Raw genomic sequence first — 23,908 nt, forward strand, 5'->3', positions numbered from 1 at the left:
GGCATATGTTGACATACCGAGCATCAAACCACCTGCGGAAATCGGTTCCGGTTTTTGCACTGGTGCGATAGGCAGACCACCTGTTACTTCCGCCGATCACGACGGGTAGAAGGGCACGCGCCGACAATATGTAAGGATCCGGGGTAATGGCGAAAACGAAACTCTCACGTGCAGAACAGAAGATACAACGTCCGCTGCAAATTCTCGACGCCGCATTTGAGGAATTCACCAAAAGGGGATTTACGGCAACGCGGGTCGAAGACATTGCCGACCGGGTGGGAGTGACGAAAGGCACGGTCTATGTCTATTTCGAAACCAAGGAAGCCCTTTTTGCCGCGATGATCGAGCACGTCGGCAGACCGTTCCAAGAGGCATTCGAAGCCTACGAACGCACCTCCGACGATCCGGTCGAGGAGCTTCGCCTGCTTCTCGAATTCCTGTTCGAAACGCTGGTGGATGACCGGCGTATGCGGGAACTCTTTCGTTTCGTCGTGGCCGAGGGAGCCAAGTTTCCGGATCTGATAGACCACCACCATGATATTCTGATGGCGCCGGTGCTCGCCCGCATCAATGCTATCCTGGACAAAGGTGTCGCGAAAAAGAGATTCAGGGCCAACGCGCCCGAACTTGCGCATGTCGTCATGTCACCAATGGTCGGAACATTGGTTTTCAGGCTGATTTTCGACGACCGGCGCAGCCTGGACAAGGAGGCCGTCATCAAGGTTCACCTCGACGTGCTCATGCACGGCCTGCTCCCCTGAGCAGCCACAACATCCTGCCCGCCGCGGGCTGGATGGAACCCCACCTGGTGACCTACGATACCGGACCTGGATCGCTCTCGCCCGCCACGAGCACCATCGGCCATATGCAATGGCGGGCCTGGGCGGGATAAAATGGCGCATAGGCCGGCATTGTCGACAAAAGAGTCTGCGCCACCGTAACGCCGAGATCATGCAGCGACATGCGGAAGCTTGTCAGGCGCGGTTCGAGAAACTGTCCGCGCGGGCCGTCACGAAATCCGATGACGGCGAGATCCCGCCCCGGTTCGAGCCCCGCTTCCGCAAGACGACGATAAAGACCGACGGCCATCAACTCATAGATCAGCACAATCGCCGTCGGCCGAGGCCGCATCTGCAGCCATTCGCTGGCGGCGTGATAGCCGCCCTGCTCGCTCGATTTCGCCCGGATGACCAAAGAGGAATCATAAGCGATGCCATTATCGTCCAGCGCACGCCTGTACCCATCAAGGAACACATGCCCGAGATTGATATCGCTGTCGGGCGCGGCTACCGCGATCGAACGATGCCCGGAGGCCACGAGGCGATCGATCGCGCTTTTCGCGACGCCCTCGAAATCGAGATCCACCCAGGCATGATCCGTGCTGGAGGCGGTCCGCCCGAGCGCCACGAAAGGAAGCCGATTCTGCTTGAGAAAATCGACACGCCTGTCGATTCGCCGGGTGGCGGAAATGATCATCGCATCGACCATGCGGCGCGCCACCATACGCTTGAGATATTCGTCGGGGTCCTCTTCTCCCGGGCAAGGCAGAACGATGAGATCGAGGTTGTGACCGGAAAACACGCTTTGCAGGCCATCCGTCAAGCCGAGAAAGAAGTTGTCGGCGTTCTCCACCGTCTGCGCGTCACTGCCCGTCATCAGACCAATGACATTGGTCGTTCCCTGCCGCAGGCTGCGGCCTGACTGGTTGGCGACGTAACCCAGTTTTTCCGCAGCCTCGAGAACGCGGCGCCGTGTCTCTTCGTTCACGTCGGGCTTGCCGTTCAGCGCACGGGAAACAGTGCCGATCGATATCTCGAGGTAATCGGCAAGCTGGCGAATTCCTTTCATGCGCTCCCCTTCCAAATCCCGGCCCGCAATCTGCGCGCCACTTGATGGTCTTGACATATCTAACATCATCGGCATAGTCTCGTAAACGTTTACGACACTCTGCGCAAAGAGGAGTTTGCGAAAGAGTCCGGGGAGATGAGATGACTTTTAATGCCGTTTTATGCGGGTGCGGAGCTATGGCCAAAGGCTGGCTGCGCGCCATCCAGTCCTCGCCGGAAATCGCCGGCGAAATCAGGATCGCAGGTCTGGTGGACCTGAACGAAGGCACGGCCCGCGCGCTTGCCGAGGAATTCGCCCTCGCTGGCGCGGTTATCGGCACCGATCTTCGCGCGGTTCTCGCCGAAACGAAAGCCGACATTCTTTTTGACATCGTCATCCCGCAGGCGCGTTTCGCCGTAGTCGAAGCCGGTCTCGCAGCTCGATGCCATGTGCTGAGCGAAAAGCCGCTTGCAGCCTCGATGGAGGAAGCCGCGACGCTGGTGGAACTGGCGAAAAAAGCCGGCAAAATTCACGCCGTGGTGCAAAACCGTCGATTCGTGGCCGGCATCAGACGTCTACGCCGCGCATTGGAGGACGGCGTCATCGGTGATCTGACCGCCATCCATTGCGATTTCTTCCTGGGGCCGCATTTCGGGGGGTTTCGCGAGGAGATGAAAAACGTCCTGCTTCTCGATATGGCAATTCACACCTTCGACGCGGCCCGTTTCGTCGCCAATGAAAAGCCGCTCTCCGTCTTCTGTGTGGAGAAGAACCCGGCGGGCTCATGGTATGCGCATGGGGCCAGCGCCAACGCGATTTTCGAGTTCTCCAACGATGTCGTCTTCACCTATCGCGGCTCGTGGTGCGCTGAAGGCGAGCGGACAAGTTGGGAAGCACGCTGGCGGCTGATCGGCTCCAAAGGCATGATTCTCTGGGATGGCGAAGACGGTTTTTCCGCCTCGGTGGCTGGCAACGAACAGGGTCTTCTGCGTGGCTTCAAGACCGTAAACGTTTCCGATGTCGTGTCAGACAAGGACACGCGCGGCCATGCCAGCGTCATTCTATCATTTCTCGAATCCATGCGTACCGGCGAGATGCCGGAAACAGCCTCCTTCGACAATATCAACAGCCTCGCAATGGTGATGGGCGCGATCGAAAGCGCGCGCCTTGGCCAGCGCGTTTCCATTGCAGCATAAGGACCGACAGACGTGAGCAATCCGGCAACATCCATCCGCATCGGCACCATGATCAGCGCCACCAAGGGTCAGGCGGCCGAACGTATCGGGCAGATCGCCGATCTCGGCTTTGAAAGCTTCGAGCCCTTCTTCTGGCAGACGACCAACGGTCAGGACCTTGCCGAACTCGGCAAGCGCTGCCTTGATGCAATTGGCGACCGCGATATCACCATCAGTACGCTCGGCATGTTCGGCAATCCGCTGGAAGAAACCGATATCGACCTTCAGACATTGCAGGGCTGGAAGGATTGCATCGACAACGCCCATCATTTCGGTGCGAATTGCGTGGCAGGTTTTACCGGCCGCCTGCGCGGCAGGCCGCTGCCGGAGAGCCTGCCCAGATATAAGGAAATCTGGAGCGAGCTTGCCAGGCGTGCCGCCGACAAGGGCATAAAGATCGCTTTTGAAAACTGCGCCATGGACGGCAACTGGCAGACGGGCGACTGGAACATTGCCCATAATCCCGATGCCTGGGAACTGATCTTCAACGAAACGCCGGACGAGAATATCGGCATCGAGTGGGAACCCTGCCACCAGATGGTTTATCTGATCGATCCGCTACCGCAGATTCGCAAATGGGCGAAGAAGATTTTCCACGTGCATGGCAAGGACGCGACCATCCGCTGGGACGTCATCCGCGAGCACGGCATTTTCGGCAAGGAGAAATTCGTCTTCATGCGCACGCCGGGTTTCGGCGACAGCAACTGGACCGACATTATTTCCGAACTGCGCCTCGCCGGCTGGTCCGGCTCGATCGATATCGAAGGCTGGCATGACCCGGTCTATCGCGATGCGCTGGAAATGACCGGACAGGTGCATGGCCTGAACTATCTGAAAAAATGCCGAGGCGGCGATTTCGTCGTCGATCCGACATAACGGAGACCTTTTGGGAGAAGGTTCCCGAGATTGCAGAGACGATAACCAAGAGGAGGAGATTATGGGTATCGCAAAATGCATGATGGCCGGCGCGTTTCTGTTGGCGGGCGTGTCCGCCGGCGCGATTGCGGCGCAGGCAGAGGACGTGACTTTGACCTTGTGGTCGCTGGACCGGGATATCCAGCCGGCTCCAAATCTCATCAAGGAGTTCAACGCGCTCAATAACGGCATCAAGATCGAATACCGGCAATTGCAGTTCGATGACGTGGTGAGCGAATCCATGCGCGCCTATTCGACCGGCAATGCGCCCGACATCATCGCCATCGACAATCCCAACCACGCCATGTTCGCCGCACGCGGAGCCTTCCTCGATGTGACCGACATGATAGCCAAGTCCGATGTCATCAAGACGGAGAATTATTTCCCCGGCCCGCTGAAATCGGTGATGTGGGATGGAAAATATTTCGGCGTCCCGAAGGCGACCAACACGATCGCTCTTTATTACAACAAGGATCTGTTCAAGGCCGCCGGGCTGGATGCGGCAAAGCCGCCGCAAACCTGGGATGAGCTGGTTGACGCGGCACGCAAACTGACCAACCCTTCCAAGAACGTCTATGGCATCAGCTTCAGCGCCAAGGCGAATGAGGAGGGCACATTCCAGTTCCTGCCCTGGGCGCAGATGGCTGGCGCCACCTACAAGAACATCAACACCGAGGGAGCCGTGAAAGCGCTCGAGACGTGGAAGCTGATGCTGGACGAAAAACTGGCTTCGCCCGATACGCTGACACGCAGCCAGTGGGATTCTACCGCGACCTTCAACGCCGGCAACGCCGCCATGGTCATTTCGGGCCCATGGGAAATCGACCGCATGCTGAAGGACGCGAAGTTCGACTGGGGCGTCACGCTGCTGCCGGTTCCGGCGCCCGATGCGCCGCGCTCATCGGCCATGGGGGACTATAACTGGGCGATCTTCTCAAAGACCAAACATCCTGAAGAGGCCTTCAAGGCGATCGAGTTCTTTGTCTCGCAGGACAAGGACATGTTCAAGAATTTCGGCCAATTGCCGGCGCGCTCGGACATTCCCGTACCGCCCACCGGCAATGCGCTGAAGGATGAAGCGCTCAAGACCTTCGTCGAGCAGCTCAAATATGCACAGCCGCGTGGCCCCTCGCCCGAATGGCCGAAAATCTCGAAGGCCATTCAGGATGCCATTCAGGCCGCGCTGACGGGACAGATGTCTCCGAAGGACGCACTCGACCAGGCTGCACAGAAAATCAAGCTCGTCGATGGTTGATCAGGGAGGCGGCCGGCATGTCCGGCCCCATCCGCAGGGTTCCTCCCGGTGGGGTCGCTTGCCGTGATAAGCGGCGGCGGCCCCGAGCGGAGCTTGCGAGGATTTCTTATGAAAAAGCTGCTTTCCAGCATCAGCGATGGTCGCGGTTTCGATATCGCCCTTGTCGCCTTTCCTTTGGCTTTCCTCTTCGTGATGGCGGGGTTACCCCTGCTTTACAACATCGTCATGAGCTTTCAGGAAGTCGACATGTTCAGCCTGGGCACCTTCGTGCGCCCGTTCGTCGGTTTCAAGAACTATGTCGATCTGTTCCGGCAGCCGGAAACCTGGCCCATCCTGATGAATACGGTAACCTTTGTCGTCGCTTCCATAGCGGGGCAATTTGTCATCGGCTTCGGTCTGGCTCTGTTTTTCTGGGTCAATTTCCCCGGCGCCACCTGGCTGCGGGGCCTGTTCCTCGTTTCATGGGTCATGCCCGGCCTCGTTGTCGGTGCCATCTGGAACTGGATTTTGTCCGGCGACTTCGGGGTTCTGAACTTCTTCCTGCGCGAAAGCGGACTGATATCAGGCAATATTTTCTGGCGTTCGGATGCGAATTTTTCGCTCTGGGCGGTTGTGATCGCCAATATCTGGCTCGGCACCTCCTTCAACATGATCCTCCTTTCCGTCGGCCTCGCCTCCATTCCCGGCGATCTTTACGAAGCCGCCGAGCTTGATGGCGCCAACGCCTGGCAGCGCTTCTACACCATCACGCTGCCCATGATGCGCTCCACCATCGGCGCGATCATCTCGCTCGGGCTGATCTTCACCTTGCAGCAATTCGATCTATTTGCCGCCATTACCGATGGCGGACCCAATAACAGTTCCAACGTGGCGCAATATTGGGCCTGGGACCTGTCCTTCCGGCAATATGACTTCGGCAAGGGCGCGACGATTTCAGTAATCATGATCGTTTTCGTCATGCTGGCCTCCATCGTTTATGTGCGCTCCACACGGCATGAGGTACGCGGATGAGCATCAACAACCGTAACCGCCTGATGCTGGCAATCGCCATCATTCTTGCCATCATCTACCTCTTCCCGCTCTACTGGATGTATCTGACCTCGCTCAAAAGCGGCTCGGAGATGTTCGCCAACCCGCCCTCCTTCTGGCCTGGCGAACCACAATGGCAGACCTATGCCTATGTCTGGAACAGCCGCAATATGGGCCGTTACCTGTGGAATTCGGTGCTGATCGCTTCGAGTGCGGTGTTTTTGATCACCATCCTCGGCGTCGGCTGCGCCTATGTGCTGGCCCGTTATCGCAATGTCTGGGTGGATATCGGTCTGTTCCTCGTCCTGATGCTGCAAGTCCTTCCAGCTTCATTGATGATCACGCCGATCTTCGTCGGTTTCTCGCAATTCGGGCTTCTGGATTATCCACGCCTGTCGGTCATCCTCGCCATTGCGGCGAAAAGCATGCCCTTCTTCGTTGTGCTGGTGCGCGCCACCTTCATGGCCGTGCCGCAGGAACTGGAGGAGGCAGCGCTCGTAGACGGTAATTCGAGGGTCGGCGCGTTTTTCAATATCGTGCTGCCGCTTGCCAGAAACGGCATCCTCGTCAGCGCCATTCTCATCTTCATGCAGGCCTTCGGTGAGTTCGTTTACTCCAAATCGATGATCCAGGCGGCGGAACTGCAGCCCGCCAGCGTCGGTCTCAATTCCTTCATGGGGCCCAACACCAGCGAATGGAACAACATCATGGCCTATGCGACCATGTATGTGACGCCCATTCTCGCCCTCTTCATTCTCTTGCAGCGCCGCATCGTATCCGGCCTGACATCAGGAGCGCTCAAATGACCCTTCAGATCGAACTATCAGGCGTCAATAAATATTACGGCGCTTTCCATGCCCTGAAGAACATCAACCTTTCCATCAAGAAGGGCACCTTTGTCGCCCTTGTGGGACCATCCGGCTGCGGCAAGTCCACGCTTCTGCGCTCGCTTGCCGGGCTGGAGAGCATCTCGGCCGGTGACATGCGCATTGCCGGCACGCTGATGAACGGTGTGCCGCCGCGCAAGCGCGATGTGGCGATGGTATTCCAGTCCTATGCGCTCTACCCGCATATGACGGTCGAGGAAAACCTCACCTATTCGCTGCGCATGCGTGGTGTCGCCAAGGCGGAAGCCCGCAAGGCCGCGGAAGAGGTTGCCGCCACGACGGGGCTTTCCAAGCTCATGAAGCGTTATCCCCGAGAACTCTCTGGCGGGCAGCGCCAGCGTGTCGCCATGAGCCGGGCGATCATCCGTAATCCGCAGGCCTTCCTCTTCGATGAGCCGCTCTCCAACCTCGATGCGGCCCTGCGGGTTCACATGCGCAAGGAAATCCGCGCCCTCCACGACCGCCTGCATGCCACCTCGGTCTATGTCACCCATGACCAGATCGAGGCGATGACCATGGCCGATCATGTCGTCGTGATGCGTGACGGGGTAATCGAGCAGCAGGGGACACCGCTGGAGCTCTATGACCATCCCGTCAACCGCTTCGTCGCAGGCTTTATCGGCTCCCCAGCCATGAACTTCATCCCGGCGACCGTGAGTCCGGATGGCTCATCGCTCCAGCTGCGGTTCGGCGACGGTGAACCCCGGCAGTCGATCAGGAGCCCCGCCCCCCTGCAGCCGGGCAAACATCTCATCGTCGGCATCAGGCCCGAACATATCAGCCCCGCTACTGCAACGGGAGCGGCGTTGACACTGCCCGTCTCCGCTGTGGAGACAACGGGCTCGGCAACTTTCCTGACACTCGGCACATCCACGGAACTGGTGATTGCGATACAGGGCCGCAGCCCGGTCAAGGCCGGCGAGGTCATCGGCCTCGACGTTGACCCGTCCGATATGCATCTCTTCGATGAAGAGACAGGCGCTGGCCTGTAAACGGGTGAACCGCAGCGAAGCGGGACGCCGATCATCTTCGGTTGACGATCCCCGATCGTCCAGCTCCAGAACTCGAAGCTCTGCCGTGTAATGTCGGAAAGGCCATGGCCCACATCGCCGGGACGGTTCAAAAAAACGGGGCAGCCAAATGGCTGCCCCGCTGGATTTCAGCTACCTCGGCCTCATGCAGGCCGCTCTTCGCCTGCGTTGGGCCTCCACGTGATCAGCCTTTTCTCTGCGACATCGAGAATGAGGTCGATGATGAGGACGAAGACCGCAAGGATGATGATGCCTGCGAAAACGCCGACCGCATCGAAATTGCCTTCCGACCGGGCAATGAGGTAGCCGAGGCCTGCAGAAGCCCCAAGATACTCTCCGATGATCGCGCCAACCACCGCAAAGCCGACGGAGGTGCGCAGCGACGACAAAATCCAGCTCGCCGCAGCGGGAAAATAGACATGACGCAGCAGATCCGTGCGCCGCGCCCCGAGGATGCGGGTATTTGACAGCACGACCGGATTTACTTCGCGCACACCCTGCATGGCGTTGAAAAAGGTGACGAAAAAGACGAGCGTAACCGCAAGGGCAACTTTCGACCACAGACCGAGGCCAAGCCAGAGAACGAATATCGGAGCCAAGACGACGCGGGGAATGGCATTTACCGCCTTGATGAACGGATCGAGCACGCGGGCGACGAAGGGGCTGAGGCCCAGCCAGACGCCAGCACCTACCCCGAGACCGGTGCCGATGAGATAACCGAGCACGGTTTCGCTGAGGGTAATGCCGACATGCTTGTAGAAGCCGGCATCCGCAACCCAGTCGATCACCTGCCTGACGATATCGTAGGGTGCGGGAAAGAAGAAGCGATCAATGGCGCCGGAGGACACACCGAGTTGCCATCCGCCAAGAAGCACGACCAGGAGAACGACCTGGATGATACGAACATTAACGGCTTGCATAGCTTTTCTCCACTTCGCCGCGCAGGGACGCCCAGATATCGCGATAGAGCGCCATGAATTTCGGATCGAGTTTGATTTCAGCGACGTTGCGGGGTCGTTCGAGATCGACGGGAAAGCTCTCGATGACACGGCTCTTCGGACCCGCAGCCAGAACGACGACCCGATCTCCGAGCGCAATAGCCTCCTCCAGATCATGGGTAATCATGACCACCGCCCGGCGATCCTCCTGCCACAGGCGCAGCAATTCGTTCTGCATGAGATGGCGGGTGTGGATATCGAGTGCCGAGAAGGGCTCGTCCATCAGGATGACCTTCGGCTCGGTAATCAGCGCCTGCGCCATCTGTACGCGTTTACGCTGCCCGCCGGAAAGCTGATGCGGAAAACGGTCGCCAAAACCCTTGAGGCCGACTTTTTCAAGCCATGCCATGACCTTGGCACGCCGCTCGTCCTCGGCAACGCCCCGGAACATCAGACCAAGCTCGACGTTTTGAAATGCGGTCTTCCAGGGAAGGAGGGCGTCCTGCTGAAACAGATATCCGATATTGTTCTGCACGCCCTGGACCGCTGAACCGTCGATGGAAACCGTGCCCTGCGCGGGCTTCAGCAAGCCAGCAATGGCATTGAGGATGGTCGACTTTCCGCACCCGGTCGGTCCGACAATGGAAAGAAACTCGCCATCGCCGACCTTGAGGTTAACGTCTTGGACTGCAACAAACGCACCGAATGCCATGGTGACGTTCTCGATCGCGACCATGGGCTGTGGTTTGAAGTCCGCCACTGGCTCTAGCTTTCTGACTGGGGATGACATGGCGGCCTCTCAGTTTGCAGCCTTCGAAGCCGCGGCTTCGACGAACTTGTTGGTATAGGTGGTGTTGAGGTCGATCGACGCCTTTGCCACTGCCTCGTTGAAGGTCTTGAGAACGGCAAGCGGCGTTTCGAGATCGCCGGGCTCGAATTTGCCGTCTTCGGAGAAGATAGCCTTCGCGGCTTCGACGGCCTTAATGTAGGTTTTCTTGTCCCCGGACACGAAGTCGTCAGGAAGCTTCTCGACGATTTCTTCCGCCGAATGCTGCTTCATCCAGTGCAGCGCCCGTACCGTGGCATTGGTGACCTTCTGGATCACTTCGGGATTCGCGTCGATATACTCCTGGGTCGCATAAAGCACGGAGGTCGGATAGATGCCGCCATAAACATCTTTTGCGCCCTGATCGCTGCGTGCATCGATGAGGATTTTGCCCAGCCCGCGTTCGACGACAATCGTGGCCGCCGGGTCATAATTGACGAGCAGATCGATCTTGCCCTGCTGCAGGGCTGCAACGGCGGCGGCACCCGAGCCGACGCCGATGATGGAGATATCGTTGTCGCTTAAATTGTGCTGCTTCATATAGTAGCGAATGAAGAAGTCCGAGGAAGAGCCCGGCGAGGTGATACCGACCTTCTTGCCCTTGATCGTCTCAGGCTTTGCGGGATCGAAGTCAGTATCGTTCTTGCCTGCAAGAACCAGACCCGAGTTGCGGGCGAGCTGAACGAAGCCCACGACGTGCTTGTTCTGGGACTGCATCTGAATGGTGTGGTCATAAAAACCGACGGCGACGTCCGTGGAGCCGGCGACGAGCGCCTGTAGCACCTTCGAGCCTCCCTGGGCAAAGTTCTCGGTCGTCACATCAAGCCCCTCTTCCTTATAAAAGCCGAGGCTGGCCGCAACGGGGAAAGGCAGGTTGTTGAGGTTGTATGAGCCGACGCTCATTCTGACAGATTCGGCATTGGCGGTTGCCGCCAGCGCACAGAGCGCAGCCGTTGCAAGCAGGTATTTACGCATGAGGGTCTCCTCCCGTTTCGCGATATTTTAGCCACTATGGCCTTGTCTATGCTGCGTCTTCAATCGCAGCCATCGGCTTGGCGAAGGCAAAGCCTTCGAACAGCCTGCGCGCCGTCCTTACAAGTCCGGCTGTTATGGCTCCGTTTCGCATTTCCAGCTGTACATCCAGACGGCCTGCGGGATGTTCGATTCGGATCTGGTTCGGCACGGAAAGCCCTCCTGCCGCACTATAGGCGACGGTGCCTTCCGTTACGGCCGCCGTCGCGATGCCGACAGCGCCGGTTGTCGCGAGGGCAGGATGGCACTCGTTCGGCATGAAATACCTGACCGAAAACGTTCCACCCCGCCGCGCCGGCGCAATGAGCACCGGCTTTGGAATGACCATATCCCGAACGTCTCCCATCCCCATCATCTTTCCAGCCTCGATGCGTATGCGGGTCATCCGTTCAATCAGGTCTCGATTGGCGGAGAGCGATTGCGGATCTTCGTAGCCGGTGACGCCGAGATCAGCTGCCCGCATGAGAACCATCGGAATGGCGCAATCTATCGCCGTTACATCCACCCCGTCGATCACATCGACGGGTTTTCCGGTCGGCAACAGCCTGCCGGTTTTCGCGCCGGCTGCATCCATGAATGTCAATGCGATGGGTGCCGCAAGACCCGGAACACCGTCGATCGATGCGTCACCAAGATAAATTACCTCGCGGCCCCGCGTCGGCACCTTCGCCTCGATCAGTTTGCCGGTATTCACGTTGTGAATCCTGACAAGCGTATCGTTACCCTGCGCCGGCACGAGCCCCGCCTCAATCGCGAAGGGACCGACGGCGGCCAGCATATTTCCGCAATTGGGGGAATAGTCGACATGCTGCCTGTCGGTGCGCACCTGTGCGAACAGATAATCAATATCGGCGCCGGCGACCGTGGAAGGTCCGATGATCGCCACCTTCGACGTAACCGGATTGCCCCCGCCGATACCGTCGATCTGCAGCGGATGGCCTGAGCCCATGATGGACAGCAGAGCCGCATCCCTTGCCGCCGGATCTCGGGGCAAATCGGAAGCCAGAAAGAACGGTCCGCGAGACGTTCCGCCGCGCATCAGCACACAGGGTATCTTCATCAGATCGTTCATGATTAGCCTCAATCTTGCATTTTGCGGATCAATGCGCCGCGTTGTTGCAATATGGGCAAAAGAGTCTAATCTGTTAAATGCAATGTTTTGGAGGTTTATTGCGAAATGAGCATCAATTGCGAAATACTGGATTTGCGCGCATTTCAATCCGTAGTTGAGCTTGAGAGCTTTCACAGGGCAGCGGAGGCGCTGCATATCTCCCAGCCGGCACTCACCCGCCGCATCCAGAAGCTGGAGCAGGCCATCGGCGCACCGCTTCTGGAGAGAACGACTCGACATGTCGCTCCCACCGCCATGGGCCAGGAGGTGATGCCGCTTGTCCGGCGTATGCTGGAAGAATTCGATGGGTCGCTGTTCGCCATGAAAGATGGCGCGCAACGGCGCGGCCTCATCACGATGGCCTGCGTTCCCACCGCCGCTTTCTACTTTCTTCCCACGGTTATCAAGACCTTCAGTCAGCAATATCCAAATATCAGGCTGCGCATCAGGGATCTGACGGCAAATGAGGGGCTGCAGGCGGTTGCGAGAGGCGAGGTGGAATTCGGCATCAACTTGATGGGCAATTCCGATCCCGAACTGTCATTCGAACCGCTCATCGATGACCCGTTCGTGCTGGCGATGAGGAAAGATCACCCGTTGGCAAATTTCGAAACGATTGAATGGAATCAGCTGGAAGCCTATCCGCTCGTCGTCGTGGACCGTTCGAGCGGCAACAGGACCCTTCTAGACGGCGCGCTTGCGAGACACAATCTAAAGCTGAACTGGTTTTATGAGGTGACTCATCTCAATACGTCGCTCGGGCTGGTCGAAGCCGGGCTGGGGATTTCCGTTCTGCCGCGGCTGGCCACGCCGCAAGACGAACATCCATTTCTCATCACCAGACCGATCGTCAATCCCATCGTCTCCCGTACGATTGGCATTGTACAAAGGCGAAGCAGTGCCCTTTCGCCCGCCGCGGAAAAATTCGTCCGGCTGCTGCTGGAGACCTGGAAGACACAGTAGTCACCTGATGGGTCGGGGATGCCCGGGAGGGCCCCTGACCCCGCAATCCGGATCTCCTGAAGTCTTGGAAAGGTTTTTCGCCGTCAGGTTTCTTCGAAGCCGACCGTTCCTCACACAATCCCGTCGACAGCCTTTGCCGACACGTCCTGCTGTGGCCACCGCTGCAGGGCTTCGTGTCCGGCCTCTGTCAGACCGTAGACTCCCCGGTCGAGTCGTACGAACCAGCCATAAACATTCGAAAGCAGTATCTTCCCGGCATCGGGTATATTGGACCTGACCTCACGCACGCGCATCGGACCCGACGCCAGCGCCACGGCGCAGCCAAGCGCCTGCTGGCGATACGCTGTCATTACTGGCATGCGCGTGCTCCCACCCGCCGTGGGATCGCCCCGCCGCCTCTGGTGTTCCCGCATGAGCCGCGACCGCCGTTTCGGATTGGTTCGCGGCATCGGCGAAACGGCGCCGACGATGATGCTGACGTCACCGGCATCGGAGATTCCTAGCATACCGATCCCGAGCCTGCGGCAAAGATCGCGGTAACGCCTGTCAGCCTCGCGGCCCTTACCCCTGGCAGAGACCCGGGCGGCGATCCACACCTCATCTGCGATAGCCGCGCGATCGACAGCCTGCAAAATGAGCTCCAGATTGAAGCTCAGCTTTAGCTCGCAGATGACGACGACGGGGGGATCGTCATCGCTCAGGCCAACAAGATCACAGCCGCCGACTTCGCCCTTGACGGTATAACCCGCCTCTTCGAGGAAATCTTTCACGGGCAGATAAAGCGAAGTTTCCATATGCCTGAAGGTTCACGTGACTATACTACCCCCAGATATATCGATCCGCCTGCACAGGACAACCTCTTGGTTGGCACGTGAAGCGTCAGACCTGATCCAGTGAAAGGGTCAGGTCGGCGATAAGATCGTCGGGGTGTTCGATGCCGATTGACAGCCGGATCGTGGAATCAAGCACACCGATACGCTGACGGACATCGGCAGGAACGCCTGAATGCGTCATCGTTGCCGGATGAGAAGCAAGGGACTCCGTGCCGCCAAGGCTTACCGCAAGTTTGAATATGTTGAGCGCATTGAGAAATTTGAAAGATGCGGCCTGCCCGCCGACAATGTCGAATGAGAAGGTGGATCCTGCCCCCGAACATTGGGCGGCAAACACCTTGCCAACCGCGGATGCCGGATCGCTGAATGGCAGGTAGTGGATTTTTTCGACCTTGGGATGGGCATTCAGGAATTCAGCCACAAGCCTGGCGTTGCTGTCCGCCCGTTCCATCCTGATTTGCAGCGTCTCCAGGGAACGTCCGAGCATCCAGCACGAGTGCGGATCGAGCTGCGTGCCGATCGCCCCACGTAGGGCCTTCACCTGCTTCATCACATCCTTGCGCCCCAGCGCCGCCCCGGCGATAAGATCGGAATGCCCGCCAACATATTTTGTCAGCGAATAGAGCGAAATATCGGCGCCATGTTCTATGGGCCGCTGGAATACAGGACCAAGAAGCGTGTTATCGCAGGCGATGATCGGCCTGTGCCCCTGCCTTTTGCCAATCACCTCGGCGACCCGGCCTATCATGGCGATGTCGACAATGCTGTTCGTCGGATTGGCGGGAGTCTCGATCAGGATAACGGACACCCTGCCTTTCGCCATCGCCTCCTCTGCCGCCGCCATGACCGAGGTTTCGCTGACACCATCGGCGAAACCCACTGCGGACACGCCGAAATTATGAAAGGTCTTCGCGAGAAGCGTTTCCGTGCCGCCGTAAAGGGGCTGGGAATGGAGCACCGTATCGCCGGGTCGCACGAAGGCGAAAAGCGTCGTCGAAATCGCGGACATGCCCGAGGAGAAGAGCGCACAGCTCTCCGTCCGTTCATAAACTGCAAGACGATCCTCGACGATCTCGCTGTTTGGATGGTTGAAACGCGAATACACGAGACCGGCACCCCTGCCCTCCGGCGGCTCCTTGCGCCCGGAGACGTAATCGAAGAAGTCGCGGCCATCTTCTGCCGACTTGAAAACGAAGGTGGATGTCAAGAACACCGGAGGCTTCACGGCGCCCTCCGACAACTCCGGATCATACCCGTAATTGAGCATCTGGGTTTCGGGATGAAGAGCATGGTTGCCGATATGGGTTTTGGACGGATGCGGCGCGGTCATTTCCGATGATCCCTCAGCTGGCGTTGAACTTCCTGCAGGTTACACGCAATGAAGTCGAAATGTCTTGCATTTTGGAGCGTTTATATGCCCCATGAAGCAATATATTGCGGAGAATTGTAATTTATGTCGCAGAAAATTGCAGATCCGATCGACCGGCGGATACTTCGGGAATTGTCCGCCGATGCACGGATCACGAATAACGAACTCGCCGAGCGCGTGGGGCTGTCGGCATCCGCATGTCTACGCCGGCTTCGACGCCTGGAAGAAATGGGTGCCATCAAGGGATATTCCGCCATCATCGACCCGGCGATCGAGGGATGGACCATGACCGCTCTCGCATCCATTCGCCTCAGCCGCCAGCACGATGATGAAATCCGGATGTTCGAAGCGGCGGTTCTTGAGTGGGACGAGGTTCTCGAATGTCATCTTGTCACGGGCACGAAGGACTACATGCTGAAGGTCATGTGCAGCGGACTGGAGGATTACGAGCGTTTCATCAAGGACAAGATCGCGAAGCTGAAATGCGTGGACACCATCGAGACCAGCTTCGTCATGAACACGATCAAGACGCGGCGCATCTGGTCGTCGTAACGCGCGGACAATGTCGCGCTGGCTGCATGCTGTCCGCACCTTCCGGGGGAAATTTTGATCCGAATTAGGGTCGTGGCGGGTTGAGATGATGTACGGCAAAGGGTATCAGGTGCCCCATTCTCGGCGGCTCTTCCGCAAGCAATAAGGCACCTCCTGACATGAACCCGGACTTCCTCGTCACCCATTCCGGCGGCTTCCATGCCGATGAACTTCTGTCGAGCGTTGTGCTGACACGGCTTTTCCCGCAGGCCCGCCTCATTCGCAGCAGGGCACCGGAATGGCTCGCTGCCGGTGCGGACCGCATCATCTACGACGTGGGCGGCGCCTACGACGCAGCAAGAGGAATGTTCGACCACCACCAGCGCGGCGCGCCGTTACGCGATGACGGACAGCCCTACAGTTCATTCGGGCTGATCTGGAAGCATTTCGGCCGCGATTATCTTGCTGCCTTCGGCGTTCCAGAAGACCACATCGAAACCATTCACGCTTCTTTCGATGCCGGTTTTGTGTTGCCTGTTGACCTGGTTGACAATGGGGCGCTCAGCCCCTCGACCGCCGGACCGCTCGCCGGACTGACCCTGCCCGTCCTGCTGGAAACTCTGAAACCCGTTTTTGATGACACCGATCCCGAAGCGGACAATCGCAATTTCCACGCGGCGCTGGGCATTGCCCGCAGCTTCGTTGAGGCAAAAATAACCAACAGTGACGCAAAGTTGCGCGCCGAAGCGCTAGTAAAGCAGGCTATCGTGGATGCTGGCGAAGGGCATGTTCTCGAGTTGCCGATGGGAATGCCGTTCCGGCCCGCCATCGTGAAGGCAGGCGCCGATCATCTGCTCTTCGTCGTTCATCCGCGTAACAACGACTGGTGCCTGACCGGTATCCGGCGCGCCGACGAGGGCTTCGCGTTGCGGGCGGATCTGCCGGCGGCCTGGGCAGGCCTGACTGACAAGGATCTGGAAGCGGTTTGTGGCGTGGAAGGCGCGAGCTTCTGCCATAACGGCCGGTTTGTCGCAGCTGCAAAGACCCGCGACGCCGCGTTGGCCATGGCAGAACTGGCGGTGAAAGAGGCTCTCTCCTTCAGCAACAATGCACCGGCGACAGAGCCGTCAAATGGCGGGATCTGAACGCCTGGCTGCTGGTGCGGTTCGGGCGGGGCAAATCCGCGATCCTGTCTGCATTTTTTAAAACGCGGTTCTCCGCATAGCGTCTGGACGCAAATTTCTGCGGAACAATCTGTAGATGTTGAAGTTACCCTTCGTGAGGAGGAGGACCATCTATGACCAGCAGAGCCATTTTTGCGGGGGCAGCAACTGCCCTGTCGATGCTTTTTTCCACCGCCGCACTGGCCCAGACCGACCTGACGATGTGGTATCACGGCGCAGGCAATGTTGAAGAACGTAAGATTCTGGCCGGTATCATCGAGGATTTCAACTCGTCCCAGTCGGACTGGCGGGTCTCGCTTCAGGAATTCCCCCAGAATGCATATAATGAATCCGTCACCGCTGCTGCGCTTTCCAACAAGCTGCCGGACATTTTGGATGTCGACGGTCCGAACATGCCCAACTGGGCGTGGTCCGGATATTTGCAACCACTGAAGATCGCCGAGGCAAAGCTTGCGAATTTCCTGCCCGGCGCCGTGGGCCGGTGGGGAGACAAGCTCTATTCGGTCGGTCTGTGGGACGCTGCCGTGGCGGTTTTCGCCCGTAAATCGGTGCTCGATGAAAACGGTATCCGCATTCCAACTCTTGAACAGCCGTGGACCGGCGAGGAATTCAACGCAGCCCTTGAGAAGCTCGCTGCTAGCGGCAAGTTCGAATATGCCATCGATCTCGGCATGGCCGATAAAACCGAATGGTACAGCTATGCCTTCAGTCCCTTTCTGGAAAGTTTCGGCGGCAGCCTGATCGACAAGGAGAATTATCGAACCGCCGAGGACTTCCTCAATGGAGACAATGCCGTCAAGTTCGGGGAGTGGTGGCAATCCCTGTTCGCCAGGAAGCTTGCCCCCGGGACATCGCAATCACCCGCCGACCACGAAACCGGATTTCTGGAAGGTCGCCACGCCTTGCAATGGATGGGCAACTGGGTTGCGGTGAAGGCTCTGGAAAAATACGGAGACGATCTGCTTTTTCTGCCTGCGCCTGATTTCGGGCTGGGTCCGAAAATCGGCGCGGGGTCATGGCAGTTTGGTGTTTCGGCCACCAGCAAGCATCCCGAAGGCGCTTCCGCCTTCATCGAATTCGCCATTCAGGACAAATATCTCGCGCAGTTCTCGGATGCGATCGGTCTTATCCCGGCCACGTCTTCGGCAGCCCAGATGACGAAGAATTACAAGAAGGGCGGCCCGCTCGAAGTTTTCTTCGAACTATCCAGACGCCAAGGTACGTTGCGTCCTGTCACTCCGGCCTACGCCTTCATCTCGCCGGTCTTCTCCAAGGCTCTTTCCGACATTGCCAACGGTGCGGATGTGGCCGATACCCTCGATAATGCAACGGACGAGATAAACAACAATCTGGAACGCAATTCCGGTTACCAACCCAAATAGGGGCGTGATCGATGGCGCTCTTTTCTTCACAGGGAAAACCGGCCCGGGACAGCTTCACGGGCTGGTTCATGGCTGCACCGGCGGTGGTGCTGATCGGGCTCTTTCTGATCACACCATTTCTGCTGGGGCTGGGTTTTTCCTTCACCGACCAGCGGCTCACATCTCCCAACCCGACGGAGTTCGTCGGCTTTGAAAACTACAGCCGGCTGCTAGGCGTCGGTGTGCTGACGCTCAAGCCGGAAAGGCAGGCCGATGGAAGCATCAGCCGGGATGCAGATGGCTCCATCGCCTATCCGAGAATTCGTAATTTCACCCGCAACAACCCCGACTATCCTCATCTGGACGGAATGCGGGAATATAAGAACTTCAGCTGGGGCGAGAACCGGATCGTCATTCTCGCACGCGATGTCGTATTCTTGACCGCCGTCGTAAACACCCTTTCCTTCGTGGTCGTGGTCGCGCCGGTTCAGGCGGCGCTGGCGCTGTTTCTTGCCCTGTTGGTGAACCAGAAAATCCCCGGCGTCACGATTTTCCGTGCGATCTATTTCATGCCGGTGGTCTTGTCGGTGGTCGTGGTGGCGCTTCTCTGGCGGTTTATTTATGCCGCCGATAATGGGCTCTTGAACAGCCTTCTGAGCTATATGAGTTTTGGGCTCTTCCAGCCTGTCGACTGGCTGGGCAGAACCGATACCGCCTTATGGGCCATTCTGGTGATGTCAGTCTGGCAGGGCGTCGGTTTCCATATGGTCATCTGGCTTTCCGGCCTGCAGACTATCTCGCCCGATCTCTACGAGGCAGCGGACATTGAAGGCGCGAGCCGCTGGCAGAAGTTCTGCATGATAACCTGGCCGCTGCTGCGCAACACGGCGGTGCTCGTTATCATCGTCATCACCATGCAGGCTTTTGCGCTTTTTGCGCAGATCGATGTGATGACCAAAGGCGGGCCTCGCGACTCTACGCAGAGCATCGTCTATCAGGCGGTTGAGCGAGGATACCGCCAGCAGGACATAGCCGCGGGCTCCGCAATTTCTGTCGTCCTTTTCCTGCTTGTCCTGTGCATTTCGCTGACCCAGCGCTACCTGACAAGGGAGAAGCAATGATGCAGGCCGGACGCCGCAAAAGTCCCGTTTTTCTCATCGGCAATTACGCGCTCATGCTCGCCTTCGCGGCGATCTTCATCCTGCCCCTGTTGTTCATGGGGTTCTCATCGCTAAAACCGAACGACCAGCTGTTGAGCGATGCGACTTCGATACGAGCCTTCCTGCCGGTCGGAGATCTTTCGCTCGAAAACTATACTGCGGCTTTCGCCCGGGCGCCGATTGCGACCTTCATATTCAATTCCGTTGTGGTAACTGGCGTCACCGTATTTCTCGCCCTGCTGCTCGGCTCGCTTGCCGCCTTCGCTTTTACGTTTTTGAACTGGCGCGGCAAGGACGTTCTCTTCTCTATCATTCTCGCCACGCTCATTATTCCGTTTGAGACGATTGCCGTGCCGCTGCTGCTGGAGGTCAACAATCTGCCATGGATCGGCAGCGGCGGGTTTACCTGGGGTTGGCTCAATTCCTGGCATGTGCAGATCATTCCATGGATCGCGGACGGACTGACGATTTTTCTCTTCGTCCAATATTTCAAGGATCTGCCGAGGGAATTGCTGGAGGCGGCACGCATCGACGGAGCCAGCTGGCTGCGTATTTACGCACAGGTGGTAATGCCGCTCAGCGGGCCGGTGATCGCAACAGCTGCGATCTTGAAGTTTCTCGTCATGTACAGCCAGCAGTATCTATGGCCGCTTCTCGTCACGCAGTCCGAGGCTTACCGGCCGGTTATGGTGGGGCTGCAGTATTTCTTCCAGCTCAACACGCCCTGGGGTGAAGTCATGGCCTATCTCACCATTATTACCCTGCCGGTGCTGATATTTTACCTGTGTCTGCAGAGACTTTTCATCTCCAGCATCGCAGCAAGCGGGATAAAGGGATAGCGTTTTGAAGGCTGCCCGGCATCTTAAACCGCCAGGCCCGCCGCCATCCGGTCTTCTCGCGATCCCACGACAACAACATCCTCCTTACCCCCTGCCGGGACGGGCATAATTCCGACAGGGACGCGTGCAACTGCTTTCTCTCAAAAACGGGTTCCAGTCTTTCGCCGCTAGGATTGCCCAGGCAGTAGCGCCGACATGCGGCAGTCTGAAATATTTGAAATCGGCAGAGGTCGAGGCAGGCCCGATCATCAGCCCTGTCGTCAACTCCGGCCCGACAGTGGCATAGACCAGACCATCGGGCGACACCTCAACATCAATGGTGGCAAGCAGGGCTTCGGCGCGCCCGGCGTGGCCTGCACGCTGAAACGCAAGCGCTGCCTGCGCCGTGCCTTCCAGCCAGATGCCGTCCCGGTCATCGTTGAAATCAAAGCCTTCCCCGACCGCATAGTGCCGGTCGATCCATTCCAGCACGCGCTCGGCGCGGCCGCGGAATTCCGGAACGGCGAGGATGGGCCAGAGTTCGGAATCTATTCCCGACTGGGTTAAATTGGGCCGATCGCTGCCGGGCAGGCTACCAACATAAAAACGACCCTGCTGCTCATTCCACATGGCGTCGAGGAACTTGCCTGCCCTGTCCTGCATCGTCCGCCAGGTTTTATCGTCCCCACTCTCGGTGAGCCAGCTGGCAACGGCGTAAACGTCAAGATTGTGCTCCGTCGATTTCCAGTCGAGTTTCACCGGAGACGGTTCGTGGCCGAATGTGCCGCCCGTGTAACCGATGTCGCTTTCACCTTTGGTATATGCATCGATCCAGCGCATGATTTTTTCCGCGGCCTGCAAATAGGCTGGATTGTCGGAGCGCTCAGAGGCGGTAAGCAGGGCAAGGGCTGCCCAGGCGAGATTGCCTGTCGCACTGCCGACCTGATAGCCGTCTTCGACCCAGGCATTGCTGGCGGCATTCCAGAAACCGGGCAGGAGCATAACCTCCGTTTTGCTGACGACCGGGCCGGAGCGATAGGCGTTGCGCAGGCGGCCATCACTGTAACGGCGGTCACGGTTCACGGCCAGCAGCAGCGCATCGGCAACCCTTGTTGCTTCTGCGTCTTTCCCACATGCAAAAAGAGCGATGGACGCCAGCGCATTGTCATAGGTGAAACCCGTATTCGAAAGCGCCGGATCGAGCGCCTTGCCACCGGGCGCAGGCTCGAAGCTGCGGAACACGAAAGGCGCGGGAGAACCATCCATCTTCCCGGCAAGACCCGCGCATAAGCGCGAAGCGAGCATATCGCGGACGGATCCGGATGCAGCGCGCCCGTCACCTCCAGCCAACACTGTCATGACACAGGACATCAGGATCGCAGGGATGATCGATCTGAGAGGCATGAGCGGAATTCCCGTTTGATCGAAACCTTTCAAGGCGGCAGCCGGCCATCGGGACCGTGTTGTGTCCGGCAAAGTCCTGTTCAATTGCCCCCTGATTAGCTGAAGGCCCTTGCGAGCAACATCTGCATGGATTTTATCAGGTCGCCCTGTTCCGCCACATTTTCCGGTGCAGTGCGGAAAAGCAGCCGCAGGATAGCTCGATGCTGCTCGGCGGTTACAGCAAGGCAGAATTTTCCGGGTATTAGCTGGTCTTTTGTTGCATCGATCTGCAACCAGCCCACCTCCGGCACGAATATGGCCTGCGCTTCTGTAGAAGAAGTGAAACCCGCAAGCGTCACGGTTTCAGTCGACAGTGCCACGATCTTCACCCCTGTCACCGCATTGCCCTGCCGTAATTGTCCGCCAAGGTTTACGCTGATCGGCTCCTCCCTGTCGAAACGCGGCAATTCGATGCAGCAGATAAGGCTGATGAAGGCAATCACCATGGCGACGGCCGACCAGATAAGGTTGAGACAATCGCGCGCCGAAAATTCCACGGGTGCGTCCCATCCATAAACGGCAATCAGCACGGAGATGGCCGAAGTGAGGGTTACAAGGGCAAAGAATAGCGCCGTCGGGCCGTGAACGCGCACCTGTGACCTGTCTCCGCCCTTTTCCGTGACCTTGAAGGGGCGTCCGAAAGGTTTTCGCATGGCCTGAAAAAGCGTGATCGTGATCGGAACGGCGGTCAGTGCGTGTGTTACCTCGGTGAAAAGCGGCAGTGTGCGCTTTCCCGATATCCAGGTGGAATAGGCCCAGAACAGCGCAAGCGATGACAGGCCGAGTCGCATGAACATCAACTCATCGGCCTGGAGCGCGGAAACGCCGGTCAGCCAATAGATGGAAGGCGCGAGCAGCAGGCAAAGGATGAAGGGTTTCGAAAGCCAGCAGAACAGGCCGTGCAGATAATGCAGCCGCTGCGTCAGGGTAAAATTGCCGCGCCACAGCGGCCCGGTGCGCAAAAGTCCAATCTGGATGGTGCCGAGACACCAGCGCGTGCGCTGCGTGATATACTCCGGCAGGCCTTCTGCCGATAATCCGACGCTGAGCTTTTCATTGAGCCAGCGTGTCACATACCCCCGTTCCATCAACCGGTAGGTCAGCAGCATGTCTTCCGAAAGTGCATCATGCGGGAAACCTCCGAGTTCGTTCACCGCTGCCCGCCGCAGAACGAAACTCGTTCCGACGCAGAACGCACAACCGACCGCGTCCTTTGCAGGCTGGAATACGTCGAAGAATACCCGTTGATCATCCACGAATGAATTGCGGATACCGAGATTATGCTGGATGGGGTCGCTGTTGAAATAAAATTGCGGTGTCTGCACCACTGCCACTTTGGGATCGGCAAAAAGTCCGGTCACGCGTGACAGGAAATTGGCCTGCGGCGCAAAATCAGCATCAAGAACCATGATGAAATCTGAAATTTCCGACAGCGCATTGGTGTGGACAAGCGCATTGTTCAGGTTCCCCGCCTTTGCGTGCTTATTGTCCGGCCGCGTCACGTAATTGACGCCGACTGTTTCGCAATAGTCCCGAACCTCGGACCTGCGCGTATCGTCGCAGACGAAAACGCGCAACCGCGGATATTGCATTGCCTGAGCCGCGACAATCGATTTTTCAAGCACGTTCAAAGGTTCATTGTAGGTGCAGATGAACACATCGACCAGCGGCGCATTGGGATCGCCCGTAATCCCGGCTTCGGCTTCGTCTGCGATGGAAGACCAGTCCGTTCGTCTTGTCAGGATCAGGATCGATCCCATCGCATAAAGCACGGAGATCAGTTCGAAAGTGAAATAGATGTAATTCCAGGCGGTTTCCAGCGAAAGCTCTAAGGGAGGCAGCGTATCGGTGGCGCGCCACAAAATATAGACGCTGAGCGAAAGCAGCATGATGGTGCTGAACGCCAGCCGGTCCAGCGTTCGCCGCGGGTCGGCAAGCATGGTGAACAGGATCGCGCAGAGGGCGATGATGAGATTGACATAAAGGACGGACTGAACATCGCCCTCTGAAGTGAAATACATCGCTTGTCCTCATGGTTGACCGGATACGTCCCAAAAGCCGCGCCCGATAGCGTGCGCGAATGAGGCTGCTTCGACTGTGTGAAACAGGTGGGTCGCCCTGCGGGCGTCGTGGACGCGCCCGCAGGGGCTTGCCCAATCC

The 23,908-nt window shown here is 58.1% G+C and carries 22 protein-coding genes; 13 read left to right on the plus strand and 9 right to left on the minus strand.

What is annotated here, in order from left to right:
* The first annotated feature begins 146 nt into the window (after positions 1-146).
* Entirely contained in the window at positions 147-761 is a 615-nt protein-coding gene (locus K7A42_RS25385) for a TetR/AcrR family transcriptional regulator (protein ID WP_004445869.1), read from the plus strand.
* 52 nt (positions 762-813) lie between these two features.
* On the opposite strand, the gene K7A42_RS25390 is transcribed toward K7A42_RS25385, so the two are convergent.
* Positions 814-1,848: a LacI family DNA-binding transcriptional regulator gene (locus K7A42_RS25390; RefSeq protein ID WP_004445871.1), complete on the minus strand. Its 1,035-nt coding sequence runs from the start codon at positions 1,846-1,848 to the stop codon at positions 814-816.
* 140 nt (positions 1,849-1,988) lie between these two features.
* On the opposite strand from K7A42_RS25390, the gene K7A42_RS25395 reads away from it, so the two are divergent.
* The 6 genes from K7A42_RS25395 (at position 1,989) to K7A42_RS25420 (ending at position 8,140) form a co-directional block, all read left to right on the plus strand.
* Positions 1,989-3,023, plus strand: coding sequence for a Gfo/Idh/MocA family protein (locus K7A42_RS25395; protein WP_282456105.1), 1,035 nt, complete (start codon positions 1,989-1,991; stop codon positions 3,021-3,023).
* 12 nt (positions 3,024-3,035) lie between these two features.
* Positions 3,036-3,938 carry a sugar phosphate isomerase/epimerase family protein gene (locus tag K7A42_RS25400; RefSeq protein ID WP_037092039.1) on the plus strand — a complete coding sequence of 301 codons (903 nt, stop codon included), beginning with the start codon at positions 3,036-3,038 and terminating at the stop codon, positions 3,936-3,938.
* 61 nt (positions 3,939-3,999) lie between these two features.
* Entirely contained in the window at positions 4,000-5,232 is a 1,233-nt protein-coding gene (locus K7A42_RS25405; RefSeq protein WP_006697214.1) for an ABC transporter substrate-binding protein, read from the plus strand.
* A gap of 108 nt (positions 5,233-5,340) precedes the next feature.
* The gene (locus tag K7A42_RS25410; RefSeq protein WP_006697215.1) at positions 5,341-6,243 is read left to right on the plus strand and encodes a carbohydrate ABC transporter permease; all 903 of its coding nucleotides are present in this window, start codon (positions 5,341-5,343) and stop codon (positions 6,241-6,243) included.
* Positions 6,240-7,067 (plus strand): carbohydrate ABC transporter permease, encoded by an 828-nt coding sequence (locus tag K7A42_RS25415; protein ID WP_037092042.1) that lies wholly within the window; start codon positions 6,240-6,242, stop codon positions 7,065-7,067. Before K7A42_RS25410 ends, K7A42_RS25415 begins: the two co-directional genes overlap by 4 nt.
* Complete coding sequence (locus K7A42_RS25420; protein ID WP_282456106.1) at positions 7,064-8,140, plus strand: ABC transporter ATP-binding protein; 1,077 nt, start codon at positions 7,064-7,066, stop codon at positions 8,138-8,140. Before K7A42_RS25415 ends, K7A42_RS25420 begins: the two co-directional genes overlap by 4 nt.
* 182 nt (positions 8,141-8,322) lie before the next feature.
* Here K7A42_RS25420 and K7A42_RS25425 read toward each other — a convergent pair whose 3' ends face one another.
* Genes K7A42_RS25425 through K7A42_RS25440 form a run of 4 tightly spaced genes read right to left on the minus strand, consistent with a single transcriptional unit; the run spans position 8,323 to position 12,047 of the window.
* Positions 8,323-9,099, minus strand: a complete 777-nt coding sequence (locus tag K7A42_RS25425; RefSeq protein ID WP_004445883.1) for an ABC transporter permease — start codon at positions 9,097-9,099, stop codon at positions 8,323-8,325.
* The gene (locus K7A42_RS25430; RefSeq protein ID WP_282456107.1) at positions 9,086-9,907 is read right to left on the minus strand and encodes an ABC transporter ATP-binding protein; all 822 of its coding nucleotides are present in this window, start codon (positions 9,905-9,907) and stop codon (positions 9,086-9,088) included. Before K7A42_RS25430 ends, K7A42_RS25425 begins: the two co-directional genes overlap by 14 nt.
* A 9-nt stretch (positions 9,908-9,916) precedes the next feature.
* Complete coding sequence (locus tag K7A42_RS25435; protein WP_022563095.1) at positions 9,917-10,918, minus strand: ABC transporter substrate-binding protein; 1,002 nt, start codon at positions 10,916-10,918, stop codon at positions 9,917-9,919.
* A 46-nt stretch (positions 10,919-10,964) separates the two neighbouring features.
* The gene (locus tag K7A42_RS25440) at positions 10,965-12,047 is read right to left on the minus strand and encodes a 4-oxalomesaconate tautomerase (RefSeq protein WP_022563096.1); all 1,083 of its coding nucleotides are present in this window, start codon (positions 12,045-12,047) and stop codon (positions 10,965-10,967) included.
* Between the two features lie 105 nt (positions 12,048-12,152).
* Here K7A42_RS25440 and K7A42_RS25445 point away from each other — a divergent pair, with 105 nt between their 5' ends.
* Entirely contained in the window at positions 12,153-13,049 is an 897-nt protein-coding gene (locus K7A42_RS25445; protein WP_022563097.1) for a LysR family transcriptional regulator, read from the plus strand.
* 110 nt (positions 13,050-13,159) lie between these two features.
* Here the strand turns inward: K7A42_RS25445 and K7A42_RS25450 are convergent, their stop codons facing one another.
* Positions 13,160-13,843 (minus strand): DUF2161 domain-containing phosphodiesterase, encoded by a 684-nt coding sequence (locus K7A42_RS25450; RefSeq protein ID WP_022563098.1) that lies wholly within the window; start codon positions 13,841-13,843, stop codon positions 13,160-13,162.
* An 85-nt stretch (positions 13,844-13,928) separates the two neighbouring features.
* Positions 13,929-15,212, minus strand: a complete 1,284-nt coding sequence (locus tag K7A42_RS25455) for a cystathionine gamma-synthase family protein (RefSeq protein WP_004445895.1) — start codon at positions 15,210-15,212, stop codon at positions 13,929-13,931.
* A gap of 123 nt (positions 15,213-15,335) precedes the next feature.
* Between K7A42_RS25455 and K7A42_RS25460 the strand changes: the two genes are divergently transcribed.
* The 5 genes from K7A42_RS25460 (at position 15,336) to K7A42_RS25480 (ending at position 20,326) form a co-directional block, all read left to right on the plus strand.
* Complete coding sequence (locus K7A42_RS25460; RefSeq protein ID WP_034497367.1) at positions 15,336-15,803, plus strand: Lrp/AsnC family transcriptional regulator; 468 nt, start codon at positions 15,336-15,338, stop codon at positions 15,801-15,803.
* Between the two features lie 158 nt (positions 15,804-15,961).
* Positions 15,962-16,927, plus strand: a complete 966-nt coding sequence (locus K7A42_RS25465) for an MYG1 family protein (RefSeq protein ID WP_034497369.1) — start codon at positions 15,962-15,964, stop codon at positions 16,925-16,927.
* Positions 16,928-17,079: 152 nt separating this feature from the next.
* Positions 17,080-18,348 (plus strand): sugar ABC transporter substrate-binding protein, encoded by a 1,269-nt coding sequence (locus K7A42_RS25470; RefSeq protein WP_282456108.1) that lies wholly within the window; start codon positions 17,080-17,082, stop codon positions 18,346-18,348.
* A gap of 11 nt (positions 18,349-18,359) precedes the next feature.
* Positions 18,360-19,448, plus strand: a complete 1,089-nt coding sequence (locus K7A42_RS25475) for a carbohydrate ABC transporter permease (protein WP_282456109.1) — start codon at positions 18,360-18,362, stop codon at positions 19,446-19,448.
* Positions 19,445-20,326: a carbohydrate ABC transporter permease gene (locus K7A42_RS25480; protein WP_004445906.1), complete on the plus strand. Its 882-nt coding sequence runs from the start codon at positions 19,445-19,447 to the stop codon at positions 20,324-20,326. The genes K7A42_RS25475 and K7A42_RS25480 overlap by 4 nt, the downstream gene beginning before the upstream one ends.
* Positions 20,327-20,410: 84 nt before the next feature.
* Here the strand turns inward: K7A42_RS25480 and K7A42_RS25485 are convergent, their stop codons facing one another.
* Together K7A42_RS25485 and K7A42_RS25490 are read right to left on the minus strand one after the other, a co-directional pair.
* Positions 20,411-21,709 carry a hypothetical protein gene (locus tag K7A42_RS25485; protein WP_282456110.1) on the minus strand — a complete coding sequence of 433 codons (1,299 nt, stop codon included), beginning with the start codon at positions 21,707-21,709 and terminating at the stop codon, positions 20,411-20,413.
* A 95-nt stretch (positions 21,710-21,804) separates the two neighbouring features.
* Positions 21,805-23,769 carry a glycosyltransferase family 2 protein gene (locus K7A42_RS25490; RefSeq protein ID WP_282456111.1) on the minus strand — a complete coding sequence of 655 codons (1,965 nt, stop codon included), beginning with the start codon at positions 23,767-23,769 and terminating at the stop codon, positions 21,805-21,807.
* Positions 23,770-23,908: the final 139 nt, after the last annotated feature.

Source organism: Agrobacterium sp. InxBP2 (assembly GCF_026191755.1).
GTDB lineage: Bacteria > Pseudomonadota > Alphaproteobacteria > Rhizobiales > Rhizobiaceae > Agrobacterium > Agrobacterium pusense.